At 43.4% G+C, this 12,455-nt stretch carries 13 protein-coding genes and 1 pseudogene; all 14 read right to left on the reverse strand.

Features of this window, described 5'->3' with window-relative positions:
* A pseudogene (locus DWW90_RS00005) lies at window positions 1–290 on the reverse strand (hypothetical protein); the annotation flags it as partial.
* Complete coding sequence (locus tag DWW90_RS00010) at window positions 287–2,074, reverse strand: hypothetical protein (RefSeq protein ID WP_122343515.1); 1,788 nt, start codon at window positions 2,072–2,074, stop codon at window positions 287–289. The gene DWW90_RS00010 and the pseudogene DWW90_RS00005, both read right to left, overlap by 4 nt.
* A gap of 1 nt (window position 2,075) precedes the next feature.
* Window positions 2,076–2,999: a hypothetical protein gene (locus DWW90_RS00015; protein ID WP_122343516.1), complete on the reverse strand. Its 924-nt coding sequence runs from the start codon at window positions 2,997–2,999 to the stop codon at window positions 2,076–2,078.
* The gene (locus DWW90_RS00020) at window positions 2,996–3,403 is read right to left on the reverse strand and encodes a hypothetical protein (RefSeq protein WP_122343517.1); all 408 of its coding nucleotides are present in this window, start codon (window positions 3,401–3,403) and stop codon (window positions 2,996–2,998) included. Before DWW90_RS00020 ends, DWW90_RS00015 begins: the two co-directional genes overlap by 4 nt.
* The gene (locus DWW90_RS00025) at window positions 3,403–7,713 is read right to left on the reverse strand and encodes a phage tail tape measure protein (RefSeq protein ID WP_122343518.1); all 4,311 of its coding nucleotides are present in this window, start codon (window positions 7,711–7,713) and stop codon (window positions 3,403–3,405) included. Before DWW90_RS00025 ends, DWW90_RS00020 begins: the two co-directional genes overlap by 1 nt.
* Before the next feature lie 311 nt (window positions 7,714–8,024).
* A complete protein-coding gene (locus DWW90_RS00030) occupies window positions 8,025–8,441 on the reverse strand; it encodes a hypothetical protein (protein WP_122343519.1) in 417 nt (138 codons plus the stop codon).
* Between the two features lie 43 nt (window positions 8,442–8,484).
* Complete coding sequence (locus DWW90_RS00035; RefSeq protein WP_122343520.1) at window positions 8,485–9,012, reverse strand: hypothetical protein; 528 nt, start codon at window positions 9,010–9,012, stop codon at window positions 8,485–8,487.
* A 2-nt stretch (window positions 9,013–9,014) separates the two neighbouring features.
* Window positions 9,015–9,398, reverse strand: coding sequence for a hypothetical protein (locus tag DWW90_RS00040; protein WP_122343521.1), 384 nt, complete (start codon window positions 9,396–9,398; stop codon window positions 9,015–9,017).
* Window positions 9,395–9,847, reverse strand: coding sequence for a Gp49 family protein (locus DWW90_RS20570; protein WP_199662149.1), 453 nt, complete (start codon window positions 9,845–9,847; stop codon window positions 9,395–9,397). The genes DWW90_RS00040 and DWW90_RS20570 overlap by 4 nt, the downstream gene beginning before the upstream one ends.
* Entirely contained in the window at window positions 9,844–10,143 is a 300-nt protein-coding gene (locus DWW90_RS00055; protein WP_122343522.1) for a hypothetical protein, read from the reverse strand. Before DWW90_RS00055 ends, DWW90_RS20570 begins: the two co-directional genes overlap by 4 nt.
* Window positions 10,134–10,448, reverse strand: coding sequence for a hypothetical protein (locus DWW90_RS00060; protein WP_122343523.1), 315 nt, complete (start codon window positions 10,446–10,448; stop codon window positions 10,134–10,136). The genes DWW90_RS00055 and DWW90_RS00060 overlap by 10 nt, the downstream gene beginning before the upstream one ends.
* A complete protein-coding gene (locus DWW90_RS00065) occupies window positions 10,445–10,762 on the reverse strand; it encodes a DUF6706 family protein (RefSeq protein WP_122343524.1) in 318 nt (105 codons plus the stop codon). The genes DWW90_RS00060 and DWW90_RS00065 overlap by 4 nt, the downstream gene beginning before the upstream one ends.
* The gene (locus tag DWW90_RS00070) at window positions 10,759–11,838 is read right to left on the reverse strand and encodes a hypothetical protein (protein WP_122343525.1); all 1,080 of its coding nucleotides are present in this window, start codon (window positions 11,836–11,838) and stop codon (window positions 10,759–10,761) included. The genes DWW90_RS00065 and DWW90_RS00070 overlap by 4 nt, the downstream gene beginning before the upstream one ends.
* 17 nt (window positions 11,839–11,855) lie before the next feature.
* Window positions 11,856–12,455 (reverse strand): head fiber protein, encoded by a 600-nt coding sequence (locus tag DWW90_RS00075; RefSeq protein ID WP_122343526.1) that lies wholly within the window; start codon window positions 12,453–12,455, stop codon window positions 11,856–11,858.

Raw genomic sequence — 12,455 nt, forward strand, 5'->3', positions numbered from 1 at the left:
TTCGAACCATCCGTACCACGCAGATTCGGCGTGTCAAACGATCCTGCCGCCGTCGTTATCGTCAGGATATAGGTAGTCGCGTTGTTTGTCTTAACCGCTACTGCAATGTCCTGCATGACAACCGGGAGTTCCACAAACGTATGCTCACCATCGGCCAGCTTCATATTGAACTTGCCGGATTCCAGGCGTTCGAACAACCAGACCGATGCCGGATATTTCGTCGTATTCGTAGCCCATTCAGCCGTTGTAAGCTCAATTTGCTGATAGATAAATGCTCCTTTATTACTCATTGTATATAGCCCTCCTTGATTATTATTACTGAATCATTATAATAGTTTGCCCCTTGCAGGTAAATATTGCCGGGAAGCGCAGTCCCGCTGCCGGCTTCCTGCCATGATGCAACACCGCCAGCAAGATCATAGAGCTTGTAAAAGACATACTCACCGTCTTCCAGTACGCGGACCTCGTCGCCTATCCGGAAATTAACCGTCGTACCGGCAGCATTGACATAAGACAGCGTGTCTGCGCCAGGAGCAGACGCCAGCGTCGGGATCTCCGGCTTGTTCTTTATATAATTCGGATCAGACGGATCGGCCACGTTCCAGTCAGACTGGAATCCCTTGACTATGTTTTCCGCGTTCTCTGCCGCTGTATTGGCGCGGTCAGTGGCGGTATTGGCTTTGCCGGTTGCTTCCTCTGCATTAAGTATCGCCTGTACAGTCCCCTGCTCTCGCTGCTCTTCTTGCGTTTGACGGGTAGTCTCGTTTTCTTGCCTGGCTACTTCTGCCGTCTTCCGGAGTTGTTCTTCAATAATCCGTTCACCTTCCTTCTTTTGTCGTTCCGCTTCGGCGGCAGCGCGGGCCTTTTCTGCGATGTCACGCTTACTCTCTTCTACAATACGTTCCTGCTCAGCGTTATCCCGGTCTACTTCTTCAGCAGCACGAAGAGTCTCTGCATCATCGCGTAACTTTTCAGCTTTATCACGATTTATTTCTGATTGATTACGCAAAGTCTCTGCGGCAACACGCTTTTTCTCTTCTTCGATACGTTTTCCTTCCTCGGTGGAACGCAATTGTTCTGTTTGATTTCGAATATCTTCTGCGGCAGCGCGCTTGGTCTCTTCTTCAACACGAGACTTTTCAGTATTCTGACGGATGACTTCAGCAGCTTGCCGATCTGTTTCCTTTGCATTACGAGTACTTTCAGCAGTGTCACGAAGCTCTTCGGCCGCTTCTCGAAGAGCTTCAGCCTCTTTGCGTTTCAGTTCATCGTTCTGACGGCCCTGTTCGGCAGCCTGCCACTGCGTGTAGCTGTTCCCACGCTTTTCTTCTTCCTCTTCTACGGTGGCTTCTAACTGGCGCATGTTGGTGATTTCGGTACTGGCTTGCTCTTTCAATTCATTAACCGAATTAGTAAGTGCAGTATTAACTTTCTCCGTATTCTCCAACAAACCCTTCATCAACAAATCTGCAGAAGTGGTCAATTGCGTATTAATATTTTCGGCATTTTCTGACAACTCTTCCTTAAGTACATTTACTGAATCGGTCAGGTCTTTATTGACTTTTTTTGCCTCCTTGATAATGGCATCCATTTTATCTCTCACATCCTTAGCGGCATCGGTAGCAGGCTTCATCAACTCCGCTTTATTCTCTTCCGTAAAATCAGAGAAGTGGAAACGCAGCAAATCTACTTCAGCCGGGGTCAAGTCTGAAAACTTCAGCTTCAGTTCCTCCCGGTCAAAGATGTTTACGAAAGCACTATCCGGCTCACCTTCATACTTCATCTGTAAAGTACCATCTACTTTCCGGAACTTCGGTTTCTCTCCTTTCGGTCCACGTATCTTTTCCAGAGCAAAAAGAGTCTGCCAGGCTCCTGATGCACCCTGTTTCCAGAGGACGTATGTGTCGTTCACGCCTAAGAATGCACTTAACCCAGGATCACCTTGTTTACCCATCATAGCAGAGGGCAAAGCGCGTTTCGGCTTACCTCCCTGCACAATCAGGATCATATCGTTATCGGTTATCGTTCCGGCTGCCGGAAGCAAATTAGCCCTTATTACTTCAAATTCTTCCATATCAATTGAAAACTATTATTCTACCTTGTTCATCTGCCAATAACCCCAAGTCAGGGTCTTTAAGTACCCTGTAACGGATATCGCCACCGGCATCTACCCAACTCACGACAGGAGCGACGACAGAGATTGTAAACCTTACTGCTATCTGGTCCTCTCGCCATATCTCCACCGAGAAAGAGGGACAATCCGAGTAGTAAATCTGTATGATACCGTCCAGTGATTTAATATATAATTCTTGATTCCCTGCCCCGGCAAGTTGGGTAAAGAACGCCCGGTAATTATTCAGGAACTCTTCCACACTGCCGGCCAGCATCCAGAGAGACAGTTTAATTTCTTTGTGCTGTGTCTTGATAGTCGAAAGATCGGTTGTCCGGCCATCGGTGAACGGCGTCTTGATTGCCGGATACTTTAAAATATCTTCCTGGTTGTCATCCGACCCGATTCCGAAGTCTGCAAAGTCTATCCCGTTTATAGAATAGTCTCCTCTAAGATTTATTCCCCCTGAAGGCGTCGCCGGGAAAATAGAGTGATTATCCTCTATAAAAGAGAGTTCAAAGGCAGACAGGTTTTCCCCAGCATTAAAGGGGACAAACTTGTCATAAGCGGTACCGGCATTAAAACGCAATCGGTTCGTCATGCCTGGGATAAGATCAAATTCCCGATATCCCGGAGCAGACAGATCAGTAATAAACTTCCGATACCGGGACCAGAACATATCAAGCGTATCGGCCTTCATGAGAAATTCCATCTTGACCGTCTTAGGCTCAAACTCTACGATAGACAAATCCGGATCGATGCCGTCGGCTTCTGCCCAATTATTATATTTAACTGCCTTTCGCTTCGGGTACTTCAGAAGAGTATCGAATGAACCCTCCAACAACGTACAGCCCCATTCGGTGTATATGTCCTTACTGTCTATTGTCATAATACCTTCGCTGTGTTATCTTTGATTACTTCTACCTCTCCACCGGCGTTCTTTACGAACACCACGGCGTAATTACTTGCATGGATCTCGGCCGTCGCCCCGTGCATCAGGATCACGTTGTACCGGGCGATGGTATCGAAATGGAGAACGGCCTTAGAGCCGGCCAGGAACACCTTCACCGGATTAGTTAGCTCTACATCCGTATCGATATAGATTCCCATGCTCTCAGCCTTCTCGCCTCGGAACTCCCGCAACTGTTCCATGGACGGGAAATTGTTCTTTGTGCAGAACTCTGTCCCCTGCGGTGTCAGAAGAAGGCGCATAAGCTCTTCTTTACTCTCTGTGCCATGTAAGAGGCGGCAGGCACCTAACCGGTTTGCTATTTCAAAAAATTCTTTGTCCATCACATTTTTACTTTTACGTTAATTGTTCCTTCCAGGGCTTCTACTGTTCCCTTAGTGTTCTCCGATATCTTTCCGGCTACATCCTTGATCTCTCTCGTGTTCTCGGCAATCTGCTCGGTGTTCTTCTCGACTTTGTCTGACAGGTCACGAATAGCATGAACGTCCTCCCAGCCTTTCGACTGCATATCGTATATGAGCTTCATTTGCTCACGGATAGGTTGCATACCTCCTCGAATGTCTTCAAGCAAAACGCGGACGGCACCAGTCTGTCCGGCCAACAGATCAATACTTTCCTGTGATGCCTTTGAGTAAGCTCCTTTCAAAGAATTATCGGACACCTCTTCTTCTGGTTGATCCTCTTTGAAGTATTTATCAGCCCAACCAAACTGCTTGTCCAACTTATCGACTAATTCCTGTGCCTTCTGATCGAGGTAGTCTTGTTCCCAATCACTGATATAATTATCAGACCAGAACTCAAGCAACTTCTCCCGGATCTCTTTCATGGGGTCAGAGGCGGCCGCCTTGATAGATTCCTGGATCATGTTCTTGATCATCTTCCGAACAAGGTCTTTTGCGGAATCTGCCTTATCTTCACCAGCGGACCATGCTTCAGCGTAAGCATTGGCGAAATCATCAATAGCCGACTTGATGTCACTACCGAAGATGGCATCTTTGCCGGCCTCCTTATTATCAGCAATAGCCTGGTTGATCTCATCGATCTGATCCTGCCAATCCTTAATCCTGTCCTTGTCCGTTTTCTTCTTGTCCTGCTCTTCACGGATTTGCTGCTGAATAAGGACTTTCTGTTGTTCCAGGAGTTTGTTTTGCTGGTCGATCAGTTTGGAAGCATCATTCGAATAAGCCTTCTGGATGGATTTATCCAACTTCTCATAGGATTTATCCAATGTATCAATCTGTTCCTGTAACCGCTCAATACGTTTCTCATTTTTCTTGTCGTGGATTTTTGCAATAGCAGACGCCAGAGAGGAAACCACGCCAATTGCTGCACCGGCAGCGGCTCCGATCTGACCGAACATGGCCCCGGCTTTAGCACCATTCATGGCAGAAGACATCGTGTCCATTACAACATTCAGTCCTTCAGCTATGCCACTAAATGCACCACCGAAAGCATCACCTAATTTGGAGAATGTATCAGAGAGAAACTGCCCGGCCTGCATAACGTCGTTCATGCCTTCCTCAATCTCGGCAAGACCTTCTTTTAGTTTTCTGATATCGTTACCGGCAGCAAAGACCTTTTTCAGCCCACCGGACATTTTGTTAAAGGCAGTCTCGCATTGGTCAGCCTCACGGTTCACGTTGGCGATTTCGTCTTTGATGGCCTGCAATTTCTCCGGGGACTTGGAGAGGATATCGAATTGCTCCTTAGTCAAACCGAATAATCCCTTACCGTCCGAGTCAGTCTTGAACTCGCCGCTATTGACATAATCAAGCATCTCCTGTGCTTCTTTGGCAATAGTACGGATATCGGCCACCGTCCGCTTACTCATGTCAGAGAATAGCGTCGTAATGATGGAGGTTTTCTTCTGGGCCTCGTCATCGACAGCGGCCAGCTCTTTCTTCATCTCTTCACCAAGAGAGAGTTTCTCTCCCGAAGTAAGAGCTTTTGAAATCTTCTCATTATAGAGTTCGGTTATCGCCTGTCGCTTCTCCATGTATGAACCGTACTCCTTCAGGTACTCGTTCATCATGCGCTTTTCCTCGGCCAGTTGTTCACTGCTAACCAAGCCGGTTGACTTCTCTTTCTTCACGTAGGAGTTGACCAAAGCCGTACGTATCTCAACCGTTTGCTCTTTAGTCAACTTACCATCTTGAGCGTCCTTCCACTCTTTCTCTTTAGCGAGAATGGCGGCTATCTCTTTGTCATAGTCCAGCTCTATTTGGGCGATCTTCTTTTCGGAACCATCCTTCATTAAGTTGATTTCATCCTGTTGGTTCTGAAAACGAAGGTCGAGTAATTCTTTATATATCGCTTTTTGCTTTTCAAGTTGTTTTTTACGTTCATCTTCAGCTTTATTATCCGAGGATTTGTCTCTTCCAGTCAGTGTAGATAAAGAATCCTCGGCAGCCCTTAATTCTTTAGTTTTTTCCTCAATGGCTGACTGAACAGTCTTTCCGGCTTCTACTGATATTTTACCAGAACGAAGATCAGAAATATCTTGTTTGAGTATTGCAATCTTTTTTGTGGTATTGGATATTTCATCAGATATAGAAGAAAAAATAGGAGTCTTTGATTTATTATCTTTTAGCGTAAATAAATCTTCAGCGTCCTTAAACACTTGTTTAATATCTTTTTCTGCATTCTTAAAATCAATTATCGCATTTGTAATAACCCTACCATACCCAAAAGCATCTTCCTTAATCCCTGCTTGTTTTAATTGTTTAACAATTTTCAAATAATCATCTGGGTTATTCTTTGATAAGGCTTCTTTTATACTTTCAAAAAGAACTTGTCCTGTTTCTTCACCAACGTCTTTATAAATCTTATCTCGAAGAACTTTTAATGCCTCGGCTTGTTTTGCACTTGAACCTTCGACTTCTTTATTAATGAATTTTTCTTTCATCTTCTCTGTAACATTACGCTTGATTGCTTCCGTTACAGCATTATAGGCCCCTTCCTGATCTTTCAATGTGGAAATTTCCGAATTTAACCCGGCAAGATAATGACCATAATTATCCAAAATCTTTTGCTTTGCATCACCGTATTCTTTTGTGCCCTTTTTTGCTCTCTTGAGATCACTAAAAAGCTTATCAATTATATGTATTTCTTTGGCGATTTCAGCATAAAGATCTTTGGAAGCTTCAGATAATCGTATCTGAGAATCACTGGCCTCTTCTGTCTTTTTTGTAAACATGTAAACAGCAGTACCAAGACCGATTAATAATGAAATTAATGAAGCATAAATATTGGCTTTTGAAGCTATATTAAAGGCCTGCTGTGCAGCAGTAGCCATCCCCATTTCTTTCCGATACATTGCCATTAATCGGATACTTTCATACAAAGCTCCTGCTTTATGAGCGGCATTTACAGCTAACACCGCAGCTTTGTAACTTCCGTAGGCAACGACAAGACCACCTATTACCGGAATAATACGGTTAAGATTGTCAACCAAATCTCCTGCCCAACCAATACCTGTCGATAATTCCGCATTAAATTTCTCACCAAAATCTTTAAATTGATTAGTTAATTCATCTTCTATATTAGATAATCTTCCAACAAATGTTGCGGATATTTTTTCGTTAGCCCCAATTACCCCTTCCAAATCACCTAAAGAAAGTATGTATTCACGTATAGCAGAAGCTGTATTTTTTACGACAGCTTCTTGTTCTCTAAATATATATGTTATTGTATCACCATTTTTAGAGGCTCGAATACCAAACTCTTTCAAACGCTCGTTTTCACCGACTTGTGCGTCAATAATTGCTTCAGTCAATTGATCAAATGATTTTCCAGTAGAACTTGCCAAATCTCCCAACTTGCGCATCTGTTCTGCTGTTGGTATAAATCCTTGATTAACTAATTTTACATATGCCGCAGTAAGTTCATCTACCTGAAATGGAGTTTTTGCCCCAAAATCAGATAACATATCCATAGCTTCTTTGACCTTAGAAGCACTACCAAGTGAATTTGTTAATACAGCTTCCATTTTCTGGAAATTGCCGGCAACATCTATAACATTTGAAACAAAACGCCTAATAGCATCAGTACCGGCAACCGTTAATATTATGTGTTTGAGTGAGCCTGCAATATCTTCATTCGCAGAAACAACCTTTGTAGAGTCGTTTTTGTAAAGGCTATACTCGTCTCTCAATTCTTTCACGGTTAGACGAGCTTTAGCTTGTTCTTGAGTTAGTTCAAACAAGGCTGCTCTTTCTCCATCTAACACACGTTTAGCCGCATTGTATTCAGATAGTTTTCCCGCTGCTGACATCGGTGTCTTTTTAGCGGCTATTCTATATGCTTCTCCCAATTTCCTTACATCAGCCTCAACATCCTTGACAACATTTTTTTGCTGAATGATATCCTCTGTAAACTTATTGACAGCTTGAGAGGCATTAAAAATCTTCTTTTTGAAATTTAAATCCAATTCAGCGCTACTCTTAGCTGTTGCCATTGCCAATCTATCAAACTCCTTGGTGCTTTTTGCTAAATCTTTCTCTAAAGAGCGTATCAATTCAGGAGAAGAGGTCGCATCTAATTTCTCGATCTCTTTCCTAACCCTTGCCATTTCTTCACGTGCACGAATCAAAGCATCATATTCAGCCTGTATGTGAAATACTAATCCTGCCATATATATTGTTTTGGATAAAAGTACATTAGACAAATGAAGCGAGAGAATTTTATACTAAAGGATATATGACAATTGAACTGTTGTCGTAAAATAAAAGAGGCGGATTAACTACCCGCCTCTTTTCTGTCTCATAAGATCCTTCCCCGACATTTTTATTACTTCTTTTTTCTCTGTTCCCTCATAGACAGCTCTCGGTTTATCTGCACTCATTAAAAGTAAAAGAAGATAAGGAAGTTCCTCATACACATCCCTATAGGAAAGATGTAAGTTTTCCATGAATGATGCGATACTTCCGGCGATGGTATTGCCTCCTACAATTTCTGTTTTACTGTCAGATTCGCCAGCTCCATCGCCAACTGGCAGACTACGAAAAAATCACGTCCGGTTATTAACTCAAAAGCAATAAAATACGCTTGCAATAATTCTTCTTTAGAACCTGAAAGCATCTGTCTTTCGAGACTTTCAGCTTTTTCTTGAAAGTCTGGGACATCACCAGCAACCAGGAAAGAAAGCCCCTTGATGATATTATCCAAATTTGCGGAAACTATCTTTATTAGCTCCTGCATAGTTCCATTCTCTGGAAAATCAACCTTACTCAAATGCCGGGTAGCTCTCATTATCACTTTGATAGCCGGGGCTTTGATTACATAGACCCTTCCTCCGACAATGATTGTCTTTCCGTAGGTTCCAGAAAGCAATTCTGATACATTTTTTGTAGCTTCATTCATGGCTTATAAAATTAGAGGGTGATTGCTCACCCTCGTTATTAACTTATCCCTGCGGAGTGGTATCTTCTCCGTCTTCCCAACGTTCGATAGGAACACCTGCTTTAGTAGGTTTCAACGCCGTAAAGACAAGAGCCAAACCAATTGCCTTTTCATTTGCCTTACCCGAAGCAGTAACACCTGCACGTGGAAAAATGATTCTCACACCGTCCTCCGTTGTGCCACGAGCGGTAAATTCTTTACTCTCTACATGGTCAGCACGTTCCCATGTACCCGGCTTACCACCCTCACCAGCTGTAAATTTACCTCCCTGGAACTTAGCCTTAGTTTCAAGATCATACATACCAATAGAGGCGTTGATCTTAACCGCACCCGGCTTCTTAGAAGAATAATAGGTATTTCCAGCTACATCTTTGTAATCCGTGACCGTAGGATCTTCATCCTCATAGGTAAAAGTGTCCTCGTGAACTACGGGTACTTCTTCAAATTCTGTACCTTCGGAACCATCAGCCCCGATTGGCGCAACCTCCAGCTTCTGAAGGTTAACAACAACGACTTTTTTATTCTCTGCCATAATTATCTCACATTTAAAACTTCAAACATTATTTTCACATTCACAAAATGACATTTTAACGGTGCATCTTTCTCTTGATGGGTAGAATAGACCTTGTAACGATAGGTAGAACCGTCAAAAGAGGAAACAGAACGTAAACCGGACGATTGCCGCTCTAATTCAGTCAGTCTCTTTTTGTCAGCCATTCCGTTAATATCAGGCACACAGAAATTAACTTCAACGAAACCTTTAATCCAGTAAGTTCCCGGTTTGGGTTCTTTCGGGATAACGGTTATCCTCTCTTCAATAACTTCCCCTTCCGGTATCGCATCCTTCTTGTAAGTAGGGATACAGAACGGCTTCAAGTCCCGAACCAGAATAGTTTCTATGTCACCTGTTACTATCATTTCAATACTTCGATACGTTGATTGAGTATATTCAGATACTCGCCCATGTGTTCACGCTGTTGCAGAAGTAAATCACGTTGATGTTCGTCTTTAACAACTTCTTCAAATTTGGGAGTATCAACAAAAGCACACAACTTACTTAACTTTTCAGCTAAGTCCTGCTGTTCATTAATCAGACGGTCTTTGAATGTTTGATTGATAGGGTGCTTGTCTTGTAAGGCATATCCAAGCAAGAACCAAACCTTATCCTCTATCTTTCGCAAACAAATCTCTTTCCCGATTTCCTCACTGTAATTAGCAGGGTCAACACAAGTTGTAGATTCCCGTAAAGTAAATCCATTCTTCATGCGAACTGTCACGTATGTACACGGCTTATCGAACTCCATTACAGTTCTTACAATCACATCTTGCATATTAGCAAGCACATCTTCTTTTGTTACTGTTATCATTTTTCAAATTTCTCTTTTAAAAGTCTCTCCGCTTCCAAAGCGGCACCACTCAATACTTCAAATCCTTTAGCTTCCACATAAGAGGCGTATTCCGTCTCATTCTTCAGCGTCAATCCCGTTTCATCTACTTCATACTCGTTAGACTTACGAAGAGTACCGGTGATATCCTGATAGTCTCCTTTATCCTTAGCATACTGAACGGCCTCCTCTCCTACTTCAATCATCGCTTCTTTGACCCCTTCATAGAACTCATCAAAGGCCGCATCAACATCTGAGAAGTCAAAATCTACAGCCATATTTCCGCATATTTGAAATAGTTAGACTTACCGGACTTGATAACCTTTCCTTCAGCTCTCACGCTTTCCCCGTCCAGGATTCTCACCTCGGTACCAGCGTTTAGCTTCTCACCCTCATAGACTACATGATAATTATAGTCGTACATTACCCCGTTTACGGAGATTTGCTTCATCACGCCATTATCATCACACCGGCATGGACCGAAGTCTTTCCAATCCTCTTTCGGGGGGATCGGGTTCATATCCTCGTCAAATGACGGACCGGACACGACCTTGACCATTAATCTATGTGGAGCGAATATCATAAGAACTTGACTTTGGGTTTATCGGTATTTAGTTCGTCTTTCAGCCCGTACTTCTTACACAAGAAAGAATAGTAGTCCTTAATCCCTTTAATGTCCCAAGACATTGAGAAACCACTTTCCCCAATAGATGTAGCCCGAAGTAAAAGAGAGGGGATGAACTTCGCCATCGCCACAGAGACACGGCCGTAGCAATCCTCATTCATCTCATCCTCTCCGCTTATCTTAGAGGTAAGACACATATCCAAAAGGTCAGCCTCCGACAAGTTAATGCCGAAGGTCTGGAACTTCTGCTGTATGTAGTCGTTTACCGTCATGCGCTCATCGTAGAAAGATCGAAGTTTACAATCTTGTTCGGAGTAGTAAACTCAGGAATCCATTCTGCGGTGTACTCCATGTATCTACCCTCTTCGTCACGATAATTACATACAGACATCTGACCTTCCGCTGTATTGTAAGAACGTCCCGGCACCGGGTCTGTCATTACATACGGCTTGTGGTGACGCATCTTCATCACTTTGTCAGACTGCAACAGGGTGATACGGTTATCAGCGTAAATCTTCACGTTCTCGCCAGCCTGATTCTCTACATAGTCCTCTTTGATTTCGATCGGAGGAAGACCGATACCTGTAAACACGCTGGATGCCATCTGTGAGGTAATCAAACCACCACTGACATAGAACTGATTGTTACCAAGAATCATCTTGAAAGTCTCGCCAAATTCAGCACAACCAACAATGTTCTTGTTGAATGTACCACGGGACATGATCATCTTAGAGAATACACCATACTTGGATTTCAGTTCTTCGAGCGTCTGCTGCATATAAGAGATAAATTTGCTCTTGACGGAAGCATCCGGAGTAATGAAATTGAATGGCAACTCAATATCGAGCAACTCAATATTTTCTTTGTTGTCAGCCAAGTGAACTTGAGCTTTACCAGTCATCAGCAATTCAGGAACAACGATATCCATCCGCTTATGCGGAGCAAGCAAAACCTGACGGTAATCATCAACGATGAAGTCGATGATCTCCTGCAAGATCGTACGCTGATCAGCAGTGTTAGCAGCATTAAACTTATCAATGATATCCTGCAACTGCGACAGACGTTCAATATCCATCTGATAGCGGTCGCCCAAGTAAGCAATCTCGGTGTAACCGCTTCCAAGGTTACGTCTTTCACGAATGGGCTTCTGGTCGTTCTTTCCAAGGATAGAACCGGCAACAACGCCTGTAACCGTACCCAAGTAAGTCTTGAAAACACGTTGCTTGGTTTCCAAGAAATCGCCGTACTGCTTCCAGTAGATTGTATCCAATCTCAGTTGAAGCACACGATCAATCACCGCCTTAACGATGTTGGGGTCTGTAAATAAAGTTTGTATGGTCAAATTCATATCTAAACTTTTTAGGATTAATAATCAAACTGGAAACGACAAGTCAATCCAACCTTATCCAGCTCATGGATCGGTAGAATCAACTTACTTTCCTTCACCTCATACGCCTGCATCAAAAGAGTGCAAAGAACAGCGCCATCGCTTTCAACTTTCTTCGCATCATAAAGAACGAAGTTCGCTGTATTCTTCTTTACTGTACCTCCCACTGCGGTTGCCTCAAACAGAATCGCATCTTTAGCGATATCCTCACCAAAAGCCGCTTTGATGGTCAAAACATCGTAATCTTTGTTTGACTTATCAATAGCCGTCACTTCCGCACCTTTCTTGCCGCTTCCAATAAACATGCCGGCATAAGCCAGCGATTTCTTCGCAATCTTGATGGATAGAGCATCAGCCCCGGTTGTATAAGCTTCTACAACTTTTACATTACGAACGGGAACCAGCGTATGCTTCACCAAATCGACTTGAACCGGAGTGAACACAGGTAAGAAAGAACCTACCACAAGGTTGGTAATATCCAACTTATACGGGCCGGACTTTCTCACGCCAGATTCGACACGGTAAAACTCCTGCGGTTCATACTGCGGAGTCAAGTCATAATGTGTACCTGCTGCCAT

The sequence above is a fragment of the Parabacteroides sp. AF17-28 genome (assembly GCF_003479205.1).
Lineage (GTDB): Bacteria > Bacteroidota > Bacteroidia > Bacteroidales > Tannerellaceae > Parabacteroides > Parabacteroides acidifaciens.